Annotated in this window: 16 protein-coding genes; 5 read left to right on the plus strand and 11 right to left on the minus strand. The window is 36.1% G+C overall.

Annotated features, from left to right (window positions below):
• Window positions 1–418: 418 nt before the first annotated feature.
• Entirely contained in the window at window positions 419–997 is a 579-nt protein-coding gene (locus CG11_RS05085; protein ID WP_052593801.1) for a TIGR00730 family Rossman fold protein, read from the plus strand.
• A 179-nt stretch (window positions 998–1,176) separates the two neighbouring features.
• Here the strand turns inward: CG11_RS05085 and CG11_RS05090 are convergent, their stop codons facing one another.
• A complete protein-coding gene (locus CG11_RS05090; RefSeq protein ID WP_076784499.1) occupies window positions 1,177–2,073 on the minus strand; it encodes an amino acid--tRNA ligase-related protein in 897 nt (298 codons plus the stop codon).
• 257 nt (window positions 2,074–2,330) lie between these two features.
• Window positions 2,331–3,269: a dihydroorotate oxidase gene (locus CG11_RS05095; RefSeq protein ID WP_052593803.1), complete on the minus strand. Its 939-nt coding sequence runs from the start codon at window positions 3,267–3,269 to the stop codon at window positions 2,331–2,333.
• A 98-nt stretch (window positions 3,270–3,367) separates the two neighbouring features.
• Between CG11_RS05095 and pyrF the strand changes: the two genes are divergently transcribed.
• Entirely contained in the window at window positions 3,368–4,774 is a 1,407-nt protein-coding gene (pyrF, locus tag CG11_RS05100; protein ID WP_052593805.1) for an orotidine-5'-phosphate decarboxylase, read from the plus strand.
• Between the two features lie 44 nt (window positions 4,775–4,818).
• Here the strand turns inward: pyrF and CG11_RS05105 are convergent, their stop codons facing one another.
• The 3 genes from CG11_RS05105 to CG11_RS05115 all read right to left on the minus strand — a co-directional run bounded on the left by CG11_RS05105 (window position 4,819) and on the right by CG11_RS05115 (window position 7,145).
• Window positions 4,819–6,003 (minus strand): TlpA disulfide reductase family protein, encoded by a 1,185-nt coding sequence (locus CG11_RS05105; RefSeq protein WP_052593808.1) that lies wholly within the window; start codon window positions 6,001–6,003, stop codon window positions 4,819–4,821.
• 463 nt (window positions 6,004–6,466) lie between these two features.
• On the minus strand, window positions 6,467–6,841 hold the full coding sequence (locus CG11_RS05110; protein ID WP_052593810.1) for a hypothetical protein: 375 nt from the start codon (window positions 6,839–6,841) through the stop codon (window positions 6,467–6,469).
• A 1-nt stretch (window position 6,842) separates the two neighbouring features.
• The gene (locus CG11_RS05115) at window positions 6,843–7,145 is read right to left on the minus strand and encodes a DUF4286 family protein (protein WP_052593811.1); all 303 of its coding nucleotides are present in this window, start codon (window positions 7,143–7,145) and stop codon (window positions 6,843–6,845) included.
• A gap of 260 nt (window positions 7,146–7,405) precedes the next feature.
• On the opposite strand from CG11_RS05115, the gene CG11_RS05120 reads away from it, so the two are divergent.
• On the plus strand, window positions 7,406–9,514 hold the full coding sequence (locus CG11_RS05120; RefSeq protein WP_063833015.1) for a carboxy terminal-processing peptidase: 2,109 nt from the start codon (window positions 7,406–7,408) through the stop codon (window positions 9,512–9,514).
• Window positions 9,515–9,635: 121 nt separating this feature from the next.
• Here CG11_RS05120 and CG11_RS05125 read toward each other — a convergent pair whose 3' ends face one another.
• Complete coding sequence (locus CG11_RS05125) at window positions 9,636–10,886, minus strand: hypothetical protein (protein ID WP_052593815.1); 1,251 nt, start codon at window positions 10,884–10,886, stop codon at window positions 9,636–9,638.
• An 11-nt stretch (window positions 10,887–10,897) separates the two neighbouring features.
• A complete protein-coding gene (locus CG11_RS05130; protein WP_052593817.1) occupies window positions 10,898–12,067 on the minus strand; it encodes a T9SS type A sorting domain-containing protein in 1,170 nt (389 codons plus the stop codon).
• 273 nt (window positions 12,068–12,340) lie between these two features.
• On the opposite strand from CG11_RS05130, the gene CG11_RS05135 reads away from it, so the two are divergent.
• Window positions 12,341–13,039, plus strand: a complete 699-nt coding sequence (locus CG11_RS05135; RefSeq protein WP_197043781.1) for a VanZ family protein — start codon at window positions 12,341–12,343, stop codon at window positions 13,037–13,039.
• Between the two features lie 63 nt (window positions 13,040–13,102).
• Here the strand turns inward: CG11_RS05135 and CG11_RS05140 are convergent, their stop codons facing one another.
• The 4 genes from CG11_RS05140 to CG11_RS05155 all read right to left on the minus strand — a co-directional run bounded on the left by CG11_RS05140 (window position 13,103) and on the right by CG11_RS05155 (window position 19,793).
• Window positions 13,103–13,483, minus strand: a complete 381-nt coding sequence (locus CG11_RS05140) for a nuclear transport factor 2 family protein (protein WP_052593820.1) — start codon at window positions 13,481–13,483, stop codon at window positions 13,103–13,105.
• A gap of 154 nt (window positions 13,484–13,637) precedes the next feature.
• The gene (locus CG11_RS05145) at window positions 13,638–14,582 is read right to left on the minus strand and encodes a YafY family protein (RefSeq protein ID WP_052593822.1); all 945 of its coding nucleotides are present in this window, start codon (window positions 14,580–14,582) and stop codon (window positions 13,638–13,640) included.
• A gap of 222 nt (window positions 14,583–14,804) precedes the next feature.
• The gene (locus tag CG11_RS05150; RefSeq protein ID WP_081909467.1) at window positions 14,805–16,124 is read right to left on the minus strand and encodes a T9SS type A sorting domain-containing protein; all 1,320 of its coding nucleotides are present in this window, start codon (window positions 16,122–16,124) and stop codon (window positions 14,805–14,807) included.
• 291 nt (window positions 16,125–16,415) lie between these two features.
• Complete coding sequence (locus tag CG11_RS05155; protein WP_052593826.1) at window positions 16,416–19,793, minus strand: methylmalonyl-CoA mutase family protein; 3,378 nt, start codon at window positions 19,791–19,793, stop codon at window positions 16,416–16,418.
• 472 nt (window positions 19,794–20,265) lie between these two features.
• On the opposite strand from CG11_RS05155, the gene CG11_RS05160 reads away from it, so the two are divergent.
• Complete coding sequence (locus CG11_RS05160) at window positions 20,266–23,988, plus strand: T9SS type A sorting domain-containing protein (protein WP_052593828.1); 3,723 nt, start codon at window positions 20,266–20,268, stop codon at window positions 23,986–23,988.
• Window positions 23,989–24,116 lie beyond the last annotated feature (128 nt).

The raw sequence follows: 24,116 nt of genomic DNA on the forward strand, positions 1-24,116 counted from the left end.
CAAAGAAGTAAAGTCCTTCAGCGCCGATGGTACTGCCTTATGGTGGGAGAGTAGGTCACCGCCTTCTTTTTTTTTCTTAAAAAGTCTGTTAAAAAGTTAGGAACAATATGCCAAAAGCGGCGATAAGATCTATAGGATTTTATCGCCGCTTTTTTGTTATTAGATAAAACGAAGATAGATTTATTGTTTAGTATTTGTAACAAAATAGTCTTTTGTTTGTTACAAAATCAAATAATGAATTTTTAGCGGACATTATTATTTTATGCTTTACATGGCATTGTATAAGTGTAAACTATTATCAATTAAAAAGGAGAAACAATAGAATTATACTCTGTTGATAACCAACCATGCAGCACTCAGGAAGTAAAGTGATGCAATTTTTCTGCAAAGTAATGTATTATTAAAAAATAAGAATTAAATGAAAGTATGTGTTTATTGTGCATCAAGTACAAAAATTAATGCCGCTTTTTTTGAGGCAACTGATAAGTTAGCTAAAGCATTAGTAAAGGAAGAAGTACAAGTTGTATATGGAGGAGGTGGTGTTGGTTTAATGGGGCAGCTAGCGGATACTGTATTAGCAGAAGGCGGTCAGATACAAGGTATTATGCCTCAATTTATGAATGAGGTAGAGTGGGGACATAAGAAAGTATTAGATTTTGTATACACTCAAACGATGCATGAGCGAAAAGCAAAGTTAATTGATGGAGTAGATGCGGTGATTGCATTAGCAGGGGGAACGGGAACCTTGGAAGAGTTGTTAGAAGCAATTACGCTTAAAAAGTTAGGATTGTTTACCAAACCAATTATTATTTTGAACACGAATGGTTATTATGACCCTCTAAAAGAAATGCTAGAACGCTGTGCAGAAGAGCGTTTTATGAGTCAAGAACATATGAAAATGTGGTCTTTTGTTGATCAACCTGAAGATGTAATCCCTACAATTAGGAGTACAAAAGAATGGTCTAAAAATGCAATTAAGTTCGCTGCTGTGAGATAATACAACAATGGAAAGACAAAAAAGAGATTACCACATTTTGTGATAATCTCTTTATAGTTTAAATCGCAAATCATCTTTGAAAAGAAATGTAATTAAACTAGGAATAGGTTGACTATGGAGAATACATAGCCAACCTAGATTTTACCCTAGTTGAAAATAGCGTTTACTATTTTTTAGAATTATTCCTCAATCAAACCAGATAGTTGCATTGCACGAATCATTCTCGTTACTCCAATGCCTCCACCAGAACGAGGGAAGAAGTTTAGTTGTAAAAATTCTTCTAATTCTGCTTCAACGCGTTCTTTTCCAAATAGATCAAATAAGCGTTCTGCATATTTACCCTCTTCAATGGTGTAGAAAGTATCCTTCATTTCTTGTGGGTTACAGCTTCTTTCTGCTGAGCCAATTGTTTCCATGCCATGTAAAAGAACATCTACTTTTTCTGAAATATTAGAATCTTCTTCATTTCTTTTCATATTCCAAAATGGACTAGTGTACTCTGGAAAGTGTGTCAAGAAGAAAACAGGACCGTGGTCTTTTCCTATTTGAGTTTCCTCTTCTCTGTCTAGTTCTTTTACTCCGTATGCTTTGGCAACTGCATCGTACTTGCCTCCAGGAAAATCCGTTGCTTTTCCAAAACCTAAGTATTCCAATAATTCTCCTTCTACTTTTATCATTTCATCAATTCCCCCCTTCAATTCAAATTCAAACATTGGAAAAATAATACAGTGGCGTCCATCTACAGGATCTGGTTCATTACGGTAAGAAGTAGATACACAAAAATAACCTGGTACATCAGGTTTATCTAGTAATTCATACTCCAACCACATTTGTCCAGTTTGAGGAAGTGGCCATACATTGCCATGGTAATTGTAGCTAGCAATGGTTTTTGGGTCTTCGCATGCTGCCATAATGCTCAAACGATTTTGAGTGTGTACTTCTAGGAAACCCTTTTCCAAAAAAAAGAGCCTCATTTTATTCACGACTTGTGAAAATAAATGAGGCTCAATGATTGGATACAATGAAGATTCCTTTCGTTTCTTTTCTAAGATTGCCAGCGGCGGATTTGCGATCATGATAGTTCGTCTTTTTTCTGTTAAAAATGTTTGTTTGCGATTAAATTGGCACGAATGTATGGCGGCAAAATTGACTATACAAATTTTATTTATTTTCTTAACATTTTTTTAACATATGCGCCATTTTTATAAGATGTTAGTAATTGAATTTAATTCAAATGGCTTTAAGTGGCTGATTATTAGTGCTTTATTTTGAAATAAAAAAGGTTTTAGAACAACTCTAAAACCTTTTTTTTAAGTGTTTGATAAACAGTGGTTTATTTGATAGATTGCAATTTTCCTTGAAAATCTTTGATTGACGTATAATTTTTTTGGAGCATCAAATTTTTTAATTCTTTTTCGATTCGTTCAAAACAACTTGTTCCTTCTTTCATATATTGAGTTCCGATTTGAACTGCAGAAGCACCACAAAGAATATGTTCAAATACATCACTTCCAGTTTTTGCCCCTCCAGAACCAATGATATCAATATCATCTCTGAGCAGTAAATAAAACTGGCGAACATTAGCCAATGCAGTCGGCTTGATATAGTCTCCGCCAATACCTCCAAAACCATCTTTAGGTTTGATGACTACTTGTTCTTGGTCAATGTCAATAACCAAACCATTCCCAATACTGTTGACGCAAGTAACAAACTTAATAGGATATTGATTGATAATTTCAGCCATTTGACGGAAATGAATTAAGTCAAAATAAGGAGGTAACTTAATGCCTAGTGTGTGCTGATCGAACTGACAAACTTTGTCTAAAACGTGTTGTGTACGTTCAAAATCATAACCTGTTTGGGGTTTGCCAGGAACATTGGGGCAAGATAAATTTAATTCAATGGCATCAATGGCATCAACTGAACTAAGATCTTGAAGCATGGTTAGATTGTTTTCTAAAGAAAGTCCAGCAACCGAGACAAAATAGGGTTTATTGTACTGCCTCATGTTTTTTGCCAAGTCAGCATAAAATTGATACCCTTTGTTGGGCAATCCCATAGAATTGATACTTCCTAAGTCATTTTCATAATATCTAGGACTAGGGTTGCCCTCTCTTAATTCTAGGGTAGAACTCTTGGTTAAGATTGCCGCCGAAAAACTTTTTCCAATATTTTCAAGTTCTTCTTTTGTGGTACATTTCGGACCAGAAGCATTATAAATACAGCTGTTCAAGGCGATTCCACCAATAGTGGTATTTAAATTAATTGACATAATACTTAAAAAGTTGAGATTGTTATTTTTTGATTTTAGTAAGATTAAATTACCTTTGCGCCAATAAAGGTACATATCCTAACCGAAATTCAATACTAATGAACAAAAAAGAGCTTGCACTTAAACTATTTGATTTAGGTGTTCTCCAGTTCGGAGAGTTTACCCTAAAAAGCGGCCTCCAGTCACCGTTTTATCTTGATTTTCGTCGAATTGTTGCTTACCCAGACATCCTAAAGAACATCAGTGAGTTGCTTTGGGATTTGGTAGCCGAATCGGAATTTGATCACTTATGTGGTGTTCCTTATGCAGCATTATCTCTTAGCTCGACGATGGCTGTTCTTCATTCCAAATCTATGATTGTGAAGCGAAAAGAACAGAAAAAGCACGGTACCAAAAAAATGGTCGAAGGTATTTATGAAGACAATGATACTTGCGTAGTTATTGATGATGTAATTAGTAGTGGAATTTCAATGATAGAGACATTGGAAGCCTTAGAGGGAGAGGGATTAAAAATTAAGCATGTGTTATCAATTGTTGATCGAATGCAAGGTGGAGCTGTTATGTTGAGAGACTATGGCTACGAAGTACGAACAGTATATACTATTCGAGAAATTTTAGAAATCCTTAAAGAAGGTGGAAAAGTCAATGAAAAACAATACACTGATACACTCGTGTTTATTGAAACCAATAGAATTGACTTTGAACAGGTTAGAGAGCGTAGGAAGCAAAAAAAATCTTATAGTTATAAGAAAATAGGAAAGGATGCCAAGCATCCTGTTGCCAAGCGTTTGACAGAAATTGTTCTTAAGAAAAAAACTAATTTGTGTTGTTCGGCAGATGTAAATACGTCAGAAGAACTTTTAACATTAGCGAAGGCTGTTGGACCCAATATCTGTATGTTAAAAACACACACAGATAATTTAAATGATTTTACTCCTGAGCTTATAGAGGAGTTGAAAAGTCTGGCAGAAAAGCATAATTTTTTAATTTTTGAAGATCGAAAATTTGCAGATATAGGACATATCGTAATGCAACAATTCACTGCTGCGCCGTTGTGTATAGCTGATTGGGCAGATGTTGTGACAGTACATGTTGTAGCAGGCTCTTCTAGTATTGAAGCATTAAAGGCAACTGGTAAATTAGATACAACGGCATTGATTGTTGTTGCAGAAATGTCTACCAAAGATACCCTAACAAGCAAGCAATATACTACTAAAGCTATCGAAATTGCGGAGCAACATAGTGATATTGTATTAGGGACGGTTTCTCAAAATTATCGTTCTGAACATCCAGGGATTATGATGTTAACCCCAGGGATCAATACCGATCGCAAAAAAGATGGTTTAGGACAAACGTATAATCATCCTGATGAAGCTTTTTCTAAGCGTGGTGTGGATATTATGATTGTAGGAAGAGGCATTTATCAATCGGATAATCCTGCTTTACAATCCGAAATTTACAAGAAAATTGGATGGGAGAGTTACATGAAACGTGATAACGAATAAAAAAATATAGAGGCTGTTTGATGTATTGTCAAACAGCCTTTTTTTTATGGTTGAATTTTGATAACTTCGATTGGAGTTGTGGTGGGGACTAGCCCTAAACCATATTTTTTTTCTAACTGATTTTTAATGCCTGAGATACCTTCTTTTAGGTCGATTTGAAAATCATATCTCGTTTCAGTATTTAAAGGTTCTTTTAAAATTAGTGGACCATAATCTAATTCATTGAGTATGCTAACTAGGGTTGTAATTGGCTTGTTAATAATGACAATTTCATTGTCAGTATAATCAAATCCTCCATGCCCATCTTCTACTTGTAAGGTAGTCTTACGAGCTAATAAATCGCTATTCAAAACGGTCACATGAAACACTTCTTTTTCAGCAGTATAGGTGCTTGTTTGAATGTTGTAATGTGCAAGCAATTTGTGCAACAAAAAGTTGAAGGGTTGTTCTATCGAATCTGGATCGCATTTGAAATGAACGTAGTAAACAGTAGAATCTATGTTGGCATCACTCACCAGATTAAAATTTGATCGGTTGGATAAATCTTTGACTAAATTTCTGATAGAAACAGCTGTTCGTTTGTAACCAGATTGATCTTTTTTAGTAAAACCTGAAGATGAACCTTTGTTGGCTAAGCAGGTTGTAATTTGGTAGTGAGCCCCTGTAAGTGTATCGGCAATAATAGTTTGCTTGGTTGCCTTTTTAGGCTTAGGTGGCGCTTCCTGATAGGTTCCTGCGATTAAATGTTCTAACTTAGAATCGGTCAAAGAGTACGTGCCTCCACTCCATAATAGCTCACCATTGGGATGGATAACAACAGCATAAGGAAGATATTGAACATCAAATTTTTCAAAAGTTTTGCCTAAAAGAGAGTCTGATTGATCTATAGCAAAATGCACATTTTGAAGGGTTCTACCATTTAAGCGTTTGAGTATTTTTTGCTCTTCTTCTTCCGATAATAATACAAAAACGGCATTATCTTTAAATTTAGGGGTAGATGCCAGTGTTTCAAAGTGAGAGAACCCTTTGATGCAAGGAGCACACCAAGTTGCCCAAAAGTCAATTATGATAAATTTATCCTTAAAATTAACTTCACGAAGGTCGGTATGCACCAATTTGCTTGGATAAAATCGTTCGTTGAGTCCGTTGCTTTTTGAGCTTACTTTTGATGCAGGGGAACATGCGACTAGGTACATAGCAATGATTACATACAAGATGATTTTTGTCATTTTGTCAAATTTTAGTTAGTGGGATAATATAATAATGGAGCCCTTAAAAGGGCATTAGAATGCTATCATTAAGAGATTAACGATATTGGATTAACTTATTACTTTGTGGATTTTGCCTTGCATAGTAATTGTGAATAGCATAGTAATTTTATAAAGTAAAGAACACTATGCCGTAGTGCAGTTAAGTAGTATCATTAATATCTACATAACATTCCAAGAGAATGGAAGAGTGGTGGCTGCAATAGTAGTAATTAAATATGAATTCAACCTAATTTAGAAAGTTAAAGTATCCTAATTATTCTAATTAAGTTTGTTGACAGAAAATGATACTAAAAAATTATTAGTATTAGACTATTTCTTTTCCGAAGGTAAAACATCAAAAAACATCTTATTCCTTACCAAGGTGTGTTTAGTAGATAATTATCAGTTTTTTGATGTTTTGAGGTTTTATGTTTGCTGATTATTAATAATCTATATGGATAGAATCTTGGTAAATTGTATAGGTTAAATGATACCCACTTTCAATATATGCTTCAGGTGTAGAAAGTGTTTTTCCTGATTCAAAATAAATTGAAAAAGCGCAACTACCTTCTCCGCCATTGTGCTTGACTAGAATATGTTCTTGGGTGTAAGGTTTTAGATCAATAATTCCTGCGGTTGTTAATCCTATAGCCCGAATACTTTGAATTGTTTCTGGGGATTGGTTGATAAAATCAGCACGAACATACCCAGAAGGAACATTGAAAAAAGGAATATTAAAGTAACCTTTTTCTTGGTTGATTAGAACGAAACCTAGCACTATGAGTAGCCCTCCAATTATAAATAGAAAACGCCTCATGCTATACAATTTCTAAGAGCGTTCTGTAAGCAACAAATTTACCTTGAAAACGTTCGGCATGATCTTTTTGTAAGGCTGGCGCTTCAGTAATTGTATATTGGTGCAACGTCTTCATGTCTTCACACGTATACTGAATAGCATAGGTGATACCGTCCGATTCGTCTTGACCCAGTACTTTGGCGATTTGATTGCTTTGAAAACGACCAGTGCGCATCACGTCAGGCATGTGTACTTCTTTCATCCATGTTAACCATTCGTCGTGTGCCTCAGGGTTGATTTTTACGGTAACATTATAAATGATCATAATTATTTTTTTAATCTGTTAAGCAAAAGGATACTGTCTTTTTAGTATCGTGCAAAAAACAAAAAAAAGGAGAATATTGTTAATTGAAAGACAGAATAAATGTATTTTAGTCCTTATTTTGTTAAATAGTAGTTAAATATGTTTGTTTATTGTTTATAAAATTATTTAGTGGTATAATAATCTCTATAAGGTTAAGTATCTTGTATTAGAACAAACAAATAATCTTTTCACGCTTAATATAATGCGCTAAAAGTCCCAATATGATGTTAAATAAAAAATATTTATTCGGTTTGGCTGTGACTTGTTTTGCCGTTTTTGCATTCACAACAGCAGACACAGATCCTGATTATCCCAACAAGGAATCCTTATTAATTGATGTTGTCTTACAAAGCTTGCAATACAATCATTACAAACCTGCAAAAGTAGATGATGCGTTGTCTCATAGAGCGTATGATATTTATCTTAAGCGAGTAGACAATGGCAAGCGTTTTTTCTTGCAAGAGGATATTGATGGCTTTGCAAAACATCGTGATTTGTTGGACGATTATGCTATGAAAAAGGATTTTAGCTTCTTTGATGATTTGCATAAGATTAGAGATCAACGAATAGAATTGGTCAAGGAATATTACAAAAAAATATTAGCGAAGCCTTTTGATTTTGATAAAGAAGAGAAAATTGAAACTTCAAATGAAAAAATGGCTTATGCAAAAACAGAGGAGCAATTGTATGAGCGGTGGCATCAATTGTTGAAGTATAGAGTTTTGTTGGATTTGGAGATCAAGCTTAAACGTCAAGAAAAAGCAGAAAAGGATGGTGACAAATCTGTTGAAATCAAAACCATTGAGGAATTAGAGGCTGCTTCTAGAGAAAAAGTAATGAAACAGTTTGATCGTTGGTCGAAGGATATTAGCCAAGAGGACAGAGATGATAAAATTGCAGCTTATATCAATACGATTGCTAATGTGTTGGAGCCACATACTGGATATTTTCCTCCTTTAGAAAAAGAAAATTTTAATATTCGTATTTCTGGAAAATTAGAGGGAATTGGTGCACAATTGCGCCAAGAGGATGGTTACACAAAAGTTGTTCGCATTGTTCCTGGATCTGCTTCATGGAGACAAGGTGACTTGGAAGTGAATGATTTGATTATCAAAGTAGCACAAGGAGAGGAGGAGCCTGTCAATATCGTTGATATGAAAATGGACGATGTTTTGCCAATGATTCGTGGTGAGAAAGGAACAGAAGTGCGTTTGACAGTTAAAAAGACGGATGGTACGATTGCCGTAGTGCCTATTGTTCGTGATATCGTGGTAATGGAAGAAAGTTATGCTAAGTCAGCAGTGGTAGAACACAAAAAAACTAAAAAACGTGTTGGATTGATTGATTTAAGAAGTTTTTATGCTGATTTTCAAGATCCTAGAGGTAGACGTTGTTCTCGTGATGTGAAGCGAGAAGTTCAAAAGCTAATTGCGGAAGGTATTGATGGAATTGTAATTGACTTGCGTTTTAATGGTGGAGGCTCTTTGCGTGATGTGGTAGATATGAGTGGTTTGTTTATTGAAACAGGACCAATTGTGCAAGTAAAAGGAAGAGATAGTCGTCCACACCCGTTAGAGGATAGAGACCCTAGTGTGTTGTACGATGGCCCTTTGGTAATTATGGTTAATTCTTTCTCTGCATCGGCTTCTGAGATTATGGCTGCTGCTTTGCAAGATTATGGTCGAGCAATTATTGTAGGAACATCTCCATCCACTTTTGGAAAAGGTACTGTTCAACGTTTCTTTGAATTGGATGCTGTTGTACCACAACGTTATAAAGATTTAGGGGAGTTAGGTTCTATGAAAATTACCATTCAAAAATTCTTCCGTATCAATGGTGGCTCTACTCAACTAAAAGGTGTTATTCCAGACATTATTCTTCCTGGGGTGTATTCTTATAGAAGTATTGGTGAAAAAGACGAAGATTTTCCAATGGCTTGGACTGAGATTGATCCAATTTACTATAAGAAATCAAGCATTAAAAAATTAGATAAGATCAAAAAGAAAAGTGAAAAACGTGTCGCTGCAAGCGAAACATTTAAAATGATTGATGAACGAGCGAAGTGGTTCAAGAGTTTGCAAGAGGATACTGAAATATCACTAAATTTGGATGCATATCGTGCCCAGCAAGAAAAGTACAACAAAGTTTCGGAGCAATACAAGGGGATTGATAAAGATATTCCTGCTTTAAAAATAGATGTACTTGCAGCGGATGCAGCTGTTCTTGAAGCGGACACCATTCGTGCAGAAAGTATCAAGAACTGGCACAAGTCTTTAAAGAAAGATCCGTATGTAGAGGAGGTTGTTCAAATTATAGGAGATTGGGATTAATTCATAAAATACGAATTGCTTTTTAGCAAGCTTTAGGCTGTAGAGAAGGGATAAATTACTTGAATGTAGTTTATCCCTTTTTTCTTAAGAATTATCTGTGATTTGGCAATTAGAAATTTTCTTAGGGTATTTTTAGCCCTGTAAAGATTCCCGTAGAGTCAGGGGTATATACAAAAAGGTTGGGGGTTTTAAATTGGTAATTATAATCCTTTTGAGGAACACAAAACCCTGTTATATCACAAATATAATATACTTTTTTATGGTAGGTTTGTTCATAAAATTGCTCATTATCACGTAAGGTGAAAATATGAATTCTAGTGTTTTCTAAAAATTCCTCTTGATTGATAGAAATGAAACCAAATTTACTTGAATTTTTAGGAGGCCAAGCAATTTCAGAGACCCCTTCATAACTATCAAAATCGTTTAGAATAGGTTTGTTTTTTTGAAGTTCTATATCGTACAAACAGATGGCATTTTGTTCTAAATCAGTATAAATCAAATAGCGACCATTAGGGGATAAAGAAGTTACTTGAGAACACAATAATTCATCATGAATTTTTGAGGGAATATCTAAGACATGCCCTTGTGCATCTTCTAATAGGTAAGCCAAACAGCCTTCTTCATGAGCATTAACTTCAACCAAGGTCTTATTTCCTTTGATTTTGTGAATGATTCCTCCTTTGTTTTCTTCTTCTTCGGCTTCGTGTAACTCTTCGTCTAGAATCAGTAAAAATTCTTCATGTTCCTTGTTCCATTTGTATTCTAATAAGTGGTTTTCTCTATAATTAATAGTGCCTCTAATTAGGATGTACCCTTCAAAAAATTCATAAAAAGAATGATTTTCAATGCGTTTGCTGTGTTCTGGCAAACCATAGCGATTATCAAACGAATCGATGCTTTCCCAAACCTGTTCAAAGGGAAAGGAAAAAATTTCGTAAGCAGGATTGCCAAAAGGGTGTCTTAGAATCACAATTTCTCTAGCTTGATACGCTAAACCATAGTCAAAATGTAGTTCAATAACGAGTTCATAATCTTCATCATTAGTGACATTCTCAAAATCAACATGTTCTATAATACCCTCTGATTTATTATTCAAAGGGATATAATGCGGCAACTCATTGGGATCGCTGATGTGGTATAAAAATAAAACAGGTTTAGACATAACTGCATTAAAAGCAACAAACCATTCATCGTCCAACCCTGTTTGGATTTTCTTGACATGAACATGACTGGTATCTTTAATCGCATGAAAGCCCTTTTCTCTAAAATGCTTTACAGCTACTTCTTTTATATCGCTAACACTTAATTTTGCTTGTTGAGTGCAAGATACTACTGCAAAAAGAGTACAAAAAAAGAGCAATTTAAACGGCATAAAAAATCATTTTACTGTTTGATGAACGAACGACGATAGGATTGATAAGTATTGCTTAGTTGAATGACATAGGCTCCTTGGTGAAGTGCTTGAACGTCTATTTGTAATTGATATAGTCCTTCATGGGGATCAATCGTTTGTTGTTGTACAATTTGACCAAGCGTATTAAAAATGCTTAAGGTATAAGAATTTTCTGAGTTTGGAGATAAAAAATCAAGATTCAAGTAATTCTTTGTTGGATTGGGGTAAATATTAAATCCTAAGAGTTCTTCAACAGGGAAATTAACAGCTCTTACGTCAGAATATAAAATATTGTTATACAAATCTAATTGTTGTAATCGATAATAAAATAAACCTCCTTTTTTACCATTTTTGATAGGTAACTTTTTGTCAACAAAAGTATAATTAGTAATGTCCTCAGCATAATTAGCAGCAGGAATAGTAGCAATGTCTTCAAAGTCAATTCCATTCAGACTGCGTTGTAGGGTAAAGGATTCACTGTCTTGTTCGCGAGCCGTTTGCCAATCAATATTAGCAGCATATTTCTTTTTGTCAGCAAAAGCATTGAATGTTAGCAATTCTATAGGAAGTAATATGGTCGAACAGGGAGCAGATAGATTAAAACCATCAAAAGAAGCATAGTAAGCGTTGGCAGGAGAAGATCCTGCATGTTCGCATTGTAATGTCATTGTACTTGCTGTTGCTACGAACGGCAGTTGTAAAGGCACCCAAGTACTAGCTGCCATAGGAATGCTATACGTTTGCGAAGTAGTACCGACTCTTACTGTTGGTAAGACAGGACTTTGATTAAAAAGACTGGAACCTGTTCCAAAACTAGCTCCACAAAAGTATAAAATATAAGAGTTGCCAACTGTTAAGCCAGTAATGGTTGTTTGCGCACACTCGCCTGCATTAATAGAGGCTAAACCAAGCCAATTGCCACCATCTGGAGAGTTGTCGGGAGTAACTTGAGAGGTTGTTAAATAAGAAGGAAAAGTCGTATTGCACAAATCTGGCGAGCCACTGCATCGAGTCCAACCTGTCGCATTGGTAATTTGATTGTTACCTATTGGGCTGCCATTCAGAGAACCATTGTTAACGGTTTGTGCCGTAGCAAGTACTGAACATAAAAAAATAGATAGTAAGCTTAGAAAAAAATGGGAATATTGAAGTAATAACATAGTCCTATTGTTTTGGAAAGTGAAGGAATAAAAGGACAGATATTTTAATTGGTTGTTGAGTAAGTGCTTGTTTTAGAGTTTTTTATTTAAGGAATGAGGAATGTTGTTTAATTCAAGTTACGGATACTTTATGAATTTTAAAACTATATTTTTAACTTTTTCCGTTGAGAGAGAGGTTGTTAACATATTGTTTTAACTTTGAAGCATGAGAATGAATTTGTAGGCTTATGTATATCATTATTTAACACCGTTTGAACTATGAAAGGTATCGTTATGAAAATAGACTTAGAATTGTTACAAAAATACAGCCTGCCATTTTTATTACTTTATATGCTGCTCATCATAATAGGATCTTTGTGGCCTAGGCTATCACGACATTATCAAACAGGTGAAATTAGTTCTGGGCAAATTCCTAAAGAGGGAGATAATTTTAAAATGGTTAATGATCCAGCAGTTTATCGTTTAGAGGATGGAACTAGGCGGCAATACAAAAGCGATACAGCTTTTTTTAATCATAGTAATAACAAGCCTTTTGATACGCCTTATGAGGATGGAGGTATCTTAATCTGCGACAAAGAAGTTGTTCTGAGTTTTCCAATGGGCGATTACATGCCCAAAGAACCTGGAGAAAGGGGAGAAGCTTATTTTCATAAAAACACTTGGCAACAGCTAAAAGAAAGTATCTTTAGAAGGGATAAACTCAGTCATTTTTTGGCGTATGGAATATTGGCTATCTTATGTTTGTGGACATTCCAATATTACCGTGTAGCGAGCGTCTTTGTATCAAATATTGGTGCTCTATTGCTTGTTATTTCGTTTGGAGCGGGAATAGAAGAACTTCAATTCGCTTATATTCCTGGTCGAGACAAAGAATTGTTGGATTTACTATTTAATGTTTTGGGAGGGGGAATAGGTCTGCTCATATATCATTATTGGATAAGAAAGTATTGCCAACAAAAGGTAAGAAAATAAAAAAACTCGAAAAACAAGCTGTTTTTCGAGTTCTGCTAAGTATACGTTAAATTAAAGTGACATCTATTGGACTTCTTGTGGATCAGGTGTGTAGAAGAACTCTTCTTTTACAATTTTGCCGTTATTCACTGTATAAACACAGATTTCATCCATGTCAATAGCCTGTGTCATTCCTTTCATAACGACATTCATATACATACCACAAGAGAAGAAGTTTTCGGCAACAATAGGATCTGTTATTGTGCTAGAGTTTATTTTTTCTAGCATATCTTGAAAACGTTCTCCTTTTTTGGCGATAGCATCCAACCCTTGAACAATATGATCTGGCATACCTTCTGGCTCTACACTCACAATATCAGGAGAATAAAGTTCCTTAACTGCTTGCTCGTATTTACCTTCACGGCATAGTTCTATTAGGCGATTGGCTACTTCTTGTGTTGTCATTGTGCTTTAATTTTAAACGTTAATAATTGGGTAATTCCCCTTTGAATAATTGTTATGACAAATATAAAATATGGTTATGACAACAGTATGTCAGTAGGAACTAAGAAAGCTAAAAAATGTTTATTTTTTTTAGAAAGAAGAATTAAAACAATAATTATTGATAATGCTCATAAAGTTCTGTTGCCAATTCTTTGATTCTAGACTGTAATGCTTGAGGTGCCAAAACAGTAGCTTGATTACCAAATTGTAACAACCAACGAGCAACAATTTCCATCGAAGAATTTAAAAATTTCATTCGAACAACTTCCTTTTCTTCGACTTGTTCTACAAAACCAAAGTAATACTTTCGGTTTTCTGCATGTTGCAATACGGATCGATTAAAGGCTACTTCTACTTTTTGAAATTGTTGTTGTTCCTTCCATGCTTTAGTTTGTTGATCTATATACATTTGCAGACTAATGTGCTCGGCATCAAACTGTTGGTCTAGTGCACGCAATTGTAAGATTCGATTTATCTTAAACGTTCGATAAGCCTGCCTATTTTGACAATAAGCGACCAAATACCAGTTGCTGTATTGATAATAACAACCAATGGGTTCTAATAAGCGGTTTGAAATACTTTTGTCTGCCTTTTGGTATTCAATTTTAATAATTTTTTTAGCAGCAATACTCTTGAATAAATCTTGAAGATAAGATTTGTTTTCCCACCACTTGAAATGAGAAAAGGCAATAGAATCCTCTAATACTTCCAACGATTGCTTATCGGTACTTCTCAAAATAGCCTTGATTTTCATCATGGCTCCTGAATAAGATGATTGTGTAGTTTCGTCGGTAATATCTCCGATAAACTTTTCGGCTGTAAGCAGTGCTAGGGCTTCTTCTTCATTAAACATAATTGGAGGGAGTCGATACCCATCCATAATAGAATATCCTACCCCCGGATCTCCTATGATTGGAATTCCCGCATTTTTGAGTGTACTAATATCTCTATAAACGGTTCTCATACTAATTCCAAAACGCTCTGAAATACTAGAAGCTTTTAGAATCTTTTTGGTTTGTAACAAAATTAACGTAGAAATGACCCGATCAAACTTATTCATAATGAAATGGTACAATTTATAAGAGGCACTTAAAATAAGATTTTTCGTTTAGAGTAACGATCATATCACTAAAAATAATAGTTAAAAACTATAAGTCAATAGTTCGTTGAAACCATACAATAGCAGTGCAGCTAACTACTAATAAGTATAATTCAATAAGAAAAACGCCTCCCCATTAAAATCATGAAGAGGCGTCAAGCGTAAGTTTTTATAGTTTTTTGTTTAGTGCTTGATTAGCTTAACAACAGAGTATCGATCATCAGAAGCAACCGTAAGGAAGTAAACCCCTGCTGGTTGATCTAAATCTAATGTTACTACCTTTGTAGAAGATATAGTTTGTTGATAAACCGTTTTTCCATTAATATCTGTAATCAAAATAGCTGCATTATGATTAGTTCCTAGGTCGATCGTAAACTGCCCTTTAGTTGGGTTTGGATAAACGTTTATTGAGGCAGCATCGCTAAGCTGATTTACATTTGATAATACGAAGCTATAGCAAGATGACAACATGGTACAACCATTTGCAGTTACTTCAACCGCATAGTCACCATTGGCTGTTGGCATAAAGACACTGTCTGTTGCTCCAGCAATAGGGGCATTAGCATTGTTACAATCAACCCATTGGTATGCAGCACCGATTGCGTTGGCAGTAAGCGTTGTGCCGTTTGTTGTAACCGAAGTGTCAACACTATTGATGGTTAAGTTAATGGTATAAATACTATCACAATTGCCACCAAAAGCGACCGTATCTTGGTACGTTCCACTCATTGTCCATACAGCACCACTAGGAGCGGTATAGCTACCACAAGCCACTTCATTTAACGTAGCTGTTGGAGGAGTACAATAGACTACACTAAGATCATCAACCCAAAGTGTTGTACTAGAGTTGGCACTACCTGGGCTAGAACTAGCGGTAGCAATCAACAAAATATAAGAAGGTATATTACCATTGGTATAGTTAAAAGGAACTGCAAAACGAGTCCAAGTACTAGTGGTACCATTAGGAACATCAAAGATCGCTTCAGATATGATATGAGCAGCAGAGCCACCTTGGTCAGGATTAGAAACATCAAAACTATCGTGCAAAATAGCTTGAATACGACCAATGTCTGTTCCGCCTTGGTTAAACTTAAACCAACCGACCAAACTATCTGGACGACCTACAAATGGAGAGTTAAAATCAGGATTGGTTGTTAGGGTATTGATATAACCTGCCGAAGGGTTGGTAGAAGGAGCTTCAATTCTTCCTGTTGTAGCTGTTGCATTAACTGGTGTGCCAAAGAAGCTTCCATTGTCCAACTTTAGACAATAGGTACCAGAATGTGGATTGTTATCTTCTCTAAAACAAGTTTGAGGTCCTAGATTTGCAAAACCACCACCAGTTTTATTACCGTTCCAATTGGTTGGCTCCTCATCGGAATTACCCACATTTTGCCAATTCTCAAAGTCTCCATTAGGAATGGTTGTTTGACCCAACAATAGGGTAGTAGAGAACATGCTTAGAGTCGTTAGCAGCATGCTTGCTTTTGAACGTATTTTCATGATTTCGTTTTTAAATTCTCATTTTTTGGGATTGTGAGAATGCATGAACAAATAAAAAATAATAAGGGTTTTTGCTTTATGCGCAGCAAAGGTACATTTTTTTTTTTTATAAAATCAAGCCTTAACTTTTGTTACATTATGATGACCTCATTTACAAAGGGTTGTGCTTGTAAATAATTATTAATCAAATGGTTGAGTTTTTTGGTGGGGGCTATTTTATAATAAAAAAAGACCCAAATCTTAAAGAAGATTTGAGCCTTTTAGTTGTTATTGTTTAAGAAAATGAGGCGACTACATATTACGTCGATATTGCCCACCTACTTCATATAAAGCAGTTGTAATTTGTCCTAAAGAACAGCATTTAGCCGCTTCCATCAATTCTTCGAATAAATTCTCATTATTAATGGCTGCTTTTTGCAACCTCGAAAGTGCTTTGGGGCTTTTAGCTTCATTGGCACCTTTTAAGCTTGACAGTGTTTGGATCTGTGCTTCTTTTTCCTCTTGGGTAGCACGGATAACCTCGTCAGGGATAATTGTTGGTGATCCTTCTTTAGATAAGAACGTATTCACACCAATAATAGGGAATTCACCAGTATGCTTGAGCGTTTCATAATACAAGCTTTCCTCTTGAATTTTTCCACGTTGATACATCGTTTCCATAGCCCCTAAAACACCACCACGTTCTGTAATTCTATCAAATTCCATCATAATGGCTTCTTCTACCAAATCCGTTAATTCTTCTGTAATAAAAGAACCTTGCATTGGATTTTCATTCTTAGCCAAACCAAATTCGTGATTAATAATCAACTGAATGGCCATTGCGCGGCGAACAGATTCTTCTGTTGGTGTGGTAATGGCTTCGTCATAAGCATTGGTATGCAGAGAATTACAGTTGTCGTAAATAGCATATAAGGCTTGCAGCGTCGTACGAATATCGTTGAACGAAATTTCTTGAGCATGCAAAGAACGTCCTGATGTTTGAATGTGGTATTTTAGTTTTTGAGAACGAGCGTTAGCACCATATTTCTCACGCATCGCTTTTGCCCAAATCCGTCTAGCGACACGACCAATGACAGCATATTCAGGGTCAACACCATTAGAGAAGAAGAACGATAAGTTCGGTGCAAATTTATTGATGTCCATTCCTCTAGACAAGTAGTACTCTACAAAGGTAAATCCATTGGCTAAGGTAAAGGCAAGTTGTGAGATTGGATTTGCCCCAGCTTCGGCAATATGATACCCAGAAATAGAAACAGAGTAGAAGTTGCGCACATTTTTATTGATGAAATATTCCTGAACATCTCCCATCAAACGCAGTGAAAACTCCGTAGAAAAAATACACGTATTTTGAGCTTGATCTTCCTTTAGAATATCAGCTTGAACCGTACCCCTTACAGAGGAAAGTGCTTTTTGTTTTAATTCTGCATAAACACTTGGCTCCAAGATTTCATCTCCAGTAACTCCCAACAGCATTAATCCTAATCCATTGTTTCCTTCAGGCAATTCTCCCAAATACACAGGACGTTGTAAACCTTTGTCGTCGTATTTTTCTTTTTTTCTAGCCTCAACTAAGGCTTCTAAGTTATTTTCCTTGATGTACAACTCGCATTGTTGGTCGATAGCAGCATTCATAAAAAAGGCACACATGGCAGCTGCAGGACCGTTAATTGTCATAGAAACAGAAGTAGTTGGAGCGCACAAATCAAATCCTGAGTATAATTTTTTAGCATCATCCAAGCAACAAATATTAACCCCAGAATTTCCTACTTTTCCATAAATATCTGGACGATAATCAGGGTCATCACCATACAAAGTCACCGAATCAAATGCTGTTGATAAACGATGTGCGGGCATATCTAAAGAAACGTAGTGAAAACGTCTATTGGTACGTTCTGGATTTCCTTCCCCTGCAAACATACGAGTAGGATCTTCCCCTTTGCGTTTGAAAGGAAATACACCAGCTGTATAAGGAAACTCACCAGGTACATTTTCTTGTAAGACCCATTTTAAAATTTCTCCCCAACTTTTGTATTTAGGAGTAGCAACACGAGGAATACGAGTATGAGAAAGAGAGGTTGTAAATGTTGGAACACGAATTTCTTTGTTTCTTACCAAATAAACAAACTCATCGTTAGCGTAAGCTTTTACTTTGTCATCCCAGTTGTTTAGGATTTTTTTATTTTGACCATCTAGATTTAGTTCAACCTCATCGTATGCTTTTTGAACGGCTTCTAAAACACTTTTATCTGCTTCTCCTTGATTTTCTAATACCTCTAATGTTTTTTTGATGCCATAAAGTTTGCCCGCAACTTCAGATTGTTGTTCTGCTTTTTCGTTATAATTTCGAATGCTTTCCGATATTTCAGACAAATAGCGAGTACGCTTAGGCGGGATGATGTATATTTTTTCACTCATTCCCTTTGTGATTTCAAAGCTAGACTTTAGATCTGCATCGGTACGTTCTACAATGGTGTCAATAATGGCACGATACAATTGATTCATACCAGGATCGTTAAATTGAGATGCAATGGTTCCAAAAACAGGCAATTCCTCATCTTTGGCTTCCCAAAGGTTGTGGTTGCGTTTGTACTGTTTTTTTACATCACGCAAAGCATCTAGAGCACCACGTTTGTCAAATTTGTTCAAAGCAATAACATCAGCAAAATCAAGCATGTCAATTTTCTCTAACTGAGATGCGGCACCATATTCTGGTGTCATCACATAGAGAGACATATCGGAAAAATCCGTAATAGCGGTATCCGATTGACCAATACCAGAGGTTTCTAAAATAATTAAATCATATTCTGCTGCTTTTAAGATGTCAACGGCATCAGCAATATATTTAGAAATAGAAAGGTTGGATTGGCGAGTAGCTAACGAACGCATGTAGACGCGATTGTTTTTAATGGCATTCATGCGAATACGATCACCGAGTAAGGCACCGCCTGTTTTTCTTTTAGAAGGATCTACAGAAACAACGGCAATTGTTTTGTCGTCAAAATCGGTTAAGAAGCGACGAACCAATTCATCTACCAAGCTAGACTTTCCAGCACCTCCTGTACCCGTAATCCCTAAGACAGGTACTTTTTTAGTCGGCGCTTGTTGGCGAATATCCTCTAGCCAAGCATCAGCATGGTCGCCCGTATTTTCTGCCGCAGAAATAAGGCGAGCAATAGAATATTTATTTTTTTGTTTAAAATCGTTGAGTTCTCCATTGATATTTTGACCAGTAGGGAAATCACATTTTTCCAACAAGTCATTAATCATGCCCTGTAGCCCCATTGCACGTCCGTCGTCAGGAGAGTAGATGCGGGCAATACCATAATCGTGAAGCTCTTCGATTTCGGTTGGGAGGATAGTTCCACCTCCACCTCCAAAGATCTTGATGTGTCCAGCACCTTGTTCCTTTAATAGGTCATACATATACTTGAAGTATTCGTTGTGACCTCCTTGGTAAGAAGTGATAGCAATTCCTTGCACATCTTCCTGAATAGCAGTATCTACAATCTCTTGTACCGAACGATTGTGTCCCAAATGAATGATTTCTGCTCCAGAGCGTTGCATGATTCTACGCATAATATTGATGGCAGCATCATGTCCGTCAAATAATGCAGCAGCAGTCACCATACGAATTTTATGTTTGGCTTGATAAGGTGCGACTTGTTCCATAATATACTGTGAGTTTTTAATTTTTTTGATTCTCAACTCATACGAGTTGTAATAAACAACAGATTGGCTTTATCAACAATAAAAACAAGTTATTGTTTGGTTTTGTATGAATTGAGAGGTCTTGTAAGTTTGCTGCAAAGGTACATTTTTTTGTGCTATTTTGAGTGTTAATACTTCGTTGATTTTTTAGTTTTTCATAGGGAAATATAAAAAAGCATCTTGTATTGGTTTGATTATCAGATTTTTAGATTAGAAGTAGTTGGAATTGCATCTTGCTGATAATCAAATTGATACGTTTTTCAACGAAGTAATGGAGTGTAATAATTGAAGTGGAAATATATCCTTATTGACTTAAAAAGCTTTTTTTTATTGTATATTACTGACACTTCCCCCTAAAGTTTGCTTACTGTAAAACAACTCTTTACAAAGAAAGTAAACGAACCAATAACTTGTTTTATTAAAAATAAATGTGATGAAGTTATTCTATAGGGGCATTGTATTTTTTCTATTGTTATTGTCCATACAAACAACAAAACTTACCGCACAACATCTAACAGGATTTATACCTACTAATACTGCTACCCATACTGCTACCCAAAATGGTTCGTGGTTTGATCCGACGACTTGGAATACAGGAACTGTTCCTAGTGATGGGGCTATAGTGGTTATTCCTGCGAATATTACCGTTACGTATGAGGGGAATTCGACGGCACATATTTTTGCCATACGAGTAGATGGTACTTTTAATTGTATACAATCTAATAGCAGTCAAACCTCTCAGTTGATTTTTGATACATTTATAGGGATGAACACTTCTGTAGTGACATTTCGGGCAGGTAACCCAACTGATGGAGCGATAGCTGTTGAAATTCGACCTTTTGATATAGAAGCACATAAGTCAGGAACTAGCGGTTTTGCCCAAGTATGGAATGCCAATGCCATCAGTTATTACAGTGATGGTGAACCAACTTATGAGGTGACTTATAACGTAGGACCAGATGATCGATTTAATTCTTATGCAGATGCCTTGTTGGGAAATACTTCGGTAACCGAAATATCTAGAAATCTAATTAATGATGGTGTGGGGGTATTAGGACGTTATCTTTGGGATCCAGAGCAGTTGTCGTTAGGACTTGTTGTTATGGGAGAGTTGGAAATTGTTGGGCAGGAAAAAACAAACATGATCAAATTAGGGGCGGATGCTTTGAGAAATCAAGCGTTGATAGAGTTAGCTAGTACTCCAATTGGTTGGAATATTGGCGATAGTTTGGTGGTAACAAGAGGGGGCAATCAATCAACTTTGGCAAATGGTGAGGATTTGGTAGCGATTCAAGCAATCAATGGAACAACCATTACCTGTACCAATAATCTAACTAAAAATCACGAAGGAAGGGTACAGGATAATCTGCATTGTTATGTGGGAAATTTGAGTAGAAATATTCAATTTAAATCAACAGTTTCTACAATTATCCACCAACGAGGGCATTTGATGGCGATGCACAACCCAACCAATATTCAAATCAAAAATGCCGCCTTTGTGGATATGGGGCGAACCGATAAATCAAAACTACTCAATGATTTTTTGTGGGCAAATTGGGTACAGCCCAAAGTGTTTAAATCTAAAATATCTGCCTTAGGACAAGAATGTTCGGAGTTAAGAAAGGCTCCTGTAGCAGATATTACAAACATAAGAGGACGCTATTCTATTCACTTGCACCGCACAGGAGCAAATCTAGGGGCAAATATGGTTCATGTGACAGGGAATGTCGTTTGGGGGAATCCTGGGTGGGGAATTACACACCACGATTCACATGCCACGGTTTCGGATAATGTTGTTTACGATGTAACAGGTTCGGGAATTGTTTCTGAATCGGGGAGTGAAACAGGTTTTTGGGATAATAATTTGGTCGTAGATGTTAAAGACGGACACTCTACAAGTCCATATCATGCTGCTTTGTTTTATGACGATTATCTGTTTTCGGGGCAAGGTTTGGGGATGAAAGGGCGTGCGGTCGTTTGTCGAGGAAATGTTATTGCGAATGTCAAGCAAGGCGTAGGAGTAATGAATATGAATCCTGTTGTCAATCATTTGGACAGGGTAGATGCTAAGGCGCTTGCAAGTGTTAGACCGAACTATTTATTTGATCAGTTTCCTTTGTGTAGTGGGGGGTATAGTAAAGAAGGAGATGGAGTCATGCCCGTAGAAGTGGCTTTAATTTTAGAAAATACAACGGTCATTAGTTCTAATCAAGGTTTGCGCTCTATAGAGCGGGATATGGGAGTTAATCATGAATCTCGCTCGGTATTCGACGGTTTTATTGCTTGGGGGGTAAACCAAGGTTTATCCATCACTTATCAAGCCGATTATTCCTTCAAAGATGTGTTCATTTCTGGAAAGAATGCTAGCTCGATAGGTATGTATTTGTGGAAACATTCACACAATCATGTTTTTGAAAATATAAAATTAGTTGATTTGGGTTATGGAGTTACTGTTTCTAAACTAGTTGAAAGTGGAAATGGTGCCTTAAAAACTCGTAACAATGGTTTTACTCCTTGGTACTTTGTAGACCTAGTCTTAGAAAATGTGGGGGTATTTTATCAACTTGAAAAAGAAAATCCTGCCACCACAACTGTTTATGATGAGCACAGTGATAATCCGATTCATCTAAGTTCTTCAGAAATTACCAGTCGCCCAACAACATTTACGATTTTAGATAGTTCAGGTTTAGTGGTCGATTATAATACGGGGGATTTTCGATTTGAAATAGATGGTGTTATTACAGATGATTTGGGCAGTTACGACATGGGAATCAAGCAGGCTTGGGCGCAGGGGAATTTGCGCTTAGACTATCCTACTCGAATTTATGAGTTTGCTTCGCAACAAAAATTTGAAGATTATCTTAGTATCAATGGTGTTTATAAAGATACCGCAGATAATGATCAATTGTACTTTATTATCAATGAAATCCTCCCCAATCGACGAACGTACGACTATACTTCTTTTCCCGTGCGTGTAAAAATTATGAATGCTCCTTCTAGTTTGCTTTCAATGGCATTGATTGAGTCACCCGCTAATTTTTTGCCTACCAACCGTCTAATAAGCCGATTGGCTACAGTAACTCAAAGTAGTACCAACATAGGACTAACTTACAATGGAACGAGCATCAATGCTGGAGCAACAAAAGCGGTCGATGGTAATAACAATGGTCGCATCAATGCACAAATTTTTCAACGAGGTTTGGTGCCTGTCGGAAGTTTCTCTGAAACACTTGTAGAACAAGAGCCTTGGTATGATTTAGATTTGGGAGAAATTAAGCAAATTGATTTTATTGATATTTGGAATACAGTAGAATTAAATGGAGCCAATATTGAAACCTTATCTCCCCATTTTCAGAATTTTTATGTTTTAATTTCTGATTCTGCCTTTACATCGACAACAACTCTTGCCAGTGCACGAGCATTGGCAGATTATGAATATTTTAATGGAAATGGCGTTGCCCGAAAATTCTCATTAGATCACCTAAACGCTCAAGGCAGATATGTGCGAATTCAAGCAGTAGGCTTGAATAAAATTGCTCATGCAGAAGTAGAGATTATTGGTAGAAAATTACCTCCTCCTAGTGCTATCTTGCCAATAGAATGGATGTCGTTTGAGGCAAATCGTATTGATAGAGAAAGGGTAGATTTAGGCTGGGTTACTAGTTCTGAGTTTCATAATCAAGGGTTTGATATTGAGCGGATGTTGGCACATGAAACTATGTTTACCAAAATAGGGTGGGTAGAAGCTTCAGGGACAAGTACAACACCAACTAGGTATCATTTTGGGGATAAGAATGCCTATCAAGGGATTAGTTATTATAGACTCAAACAAATTGATTTTGATGGGGCAACAACTTATTCTGAAATTAGGGTAGTAGCGGGTATAGGGACTTTGGGCATAGGGTTTGGACTTTATCCGAATCCAGTTCAGGAGGCGTTTTTTATTGATTTGGGAGAGAAATCAAAAGGTGCTAGAAAGGCAACTGTATCCATTTTTGATGGGCGAGGACAACTAGTCTATCAAAGAAACCATTCCATTACAACTCAAGAATTATTAAAAATAACACTCGTAGAGGATATTCCAGCAGCAGTCTATTGGTTGTCTTTGAAGCTAGATAATGGGGAAGTGTTTAAGACTCGATTTATTAAACAATAACTAAGGTGGACAGAGCAAGAGTGTTTGCCAAAATAAGAGCTGAAATGAAACAGTCTGAACTTCAAACGATATTTTTTTGTTGAAAGAAATAAGGAAATGGATAAAAATAAGGCTGAAAAGTTCTAAGT

The sequence above is a fragment of the Aureispira sp. CCB-QB1 genome, from assembly GCF_000724545.1.
Taxonomy (GTDB): Bacteria; Bacteroidota; Bacteroidia; order Chitinophagales; family Saprospiraceae; genus Aureispira.

Coding starts and splice junctions, on each gene's coding strand:
- CG11_RS05085 (WP_052593801.1), top strand. CDS start 419: ATGAAAGTATGTGTTTATTGTGCATCAAGTACAAAAATTAATGCCGCT.
- CG11_RS05090 (WP_076784499.1), bottom strand. CDS start 2,073: ATGATCGCAAATCCGCCGCTGGCAATCTTAGAAAAGAAACGAAAGGAA.
- CG11_RS05095 (WP_052593803.1), bottom strand. CDS start 3,269: ATGTCAATTAATTTAAATACCACTATTGGTGGAATCGCCTTGAACAGC.
- pyrF (WP_052593805.1), top strand. CDS start 3,368: ATGAACAAAAAAGAGCTTGCACTTAAACTATTTGATTTAGGTGTTCTC.
- CG11_RS05105 (WP_052593808.1), bottom strand. CDS start 6,003: ATGACAAAAATCATCTTGTATGTAATCATTGCTATGTACCTAGTCGCA.
- CG11_RS05110 (WP_052593810.1), bottom strand. CDS start 6,841: ATGAGGCGTTTTCTATTTATAATTGGAGGGCTACTCATAGTGCTAGGT.
- CG11_RS05115 (WP_052593811.1), bottom strand. CDS start 7,145: ATGATCATTTATAATGTTACCGTAAAAATCAACCCTGAGGCACACGAC.
- CG11_RS05120 (WP_063833015.1), top strand. CDS start 7,406: ATGATGTTAAATAAAAAATATTTATTCGGTTTGGCTGTGACTTGTTTT.
- CG11_RS05125 (WP_052593815.1), bottom strand. CDS start 10,886: ATGCCGTTTAAATTGCTCTTTTTTTGTACTCTTTTTGCAGTAGTATCT.
- CG11_RS05130 (WP_052593817.1), bottom strand. CDS start 12,067: ATGTTATTACTTCAATATTCCCATTTTTTTCTAAGCTTACTATCTATT.
- CG11_RS05135 (WP_197043781.1), top strand. CDS start 12,341: ATGAAAATAGACTTAGAATTGTTACAAAAATACAGCCTGCCATTTTTA.
- CG11_RS05140 (WP_052593820.1), bottom strand. CDS start 13,483: ATGACAACACAAGAAGTAGCCAATCGCCTAATAGAACTATGCCGTGAA.
- CG11_RS05145 (WP_052593822.1), bottom strand. CDS start 14,582: ATGAATAAGTTTGATCGGGTCATTTCTACGTTAATTTTGTTACAAACC.
- CG11_RS05150 (WP_081909467.1), bottom strand. CDS start 16,124: ATGAAAATACGTTCAAAAGCAAGCATGCTGCTAACGACTCTAAGCATG.
- CG11_RS05155 (WP_052593826.1), bottom strand. CDS start 19,793: ATGGAACAAGTCGCACCTTATCAAGCCAAACATAAAATTCGTATGGTG.
- CG11_RS05160 (WP_052593828.1), top strand. CDS start 20,266: ATGAAGTTATTCTATAGGGGCATTGTATTTTTTCTATTGTTATTGTCC.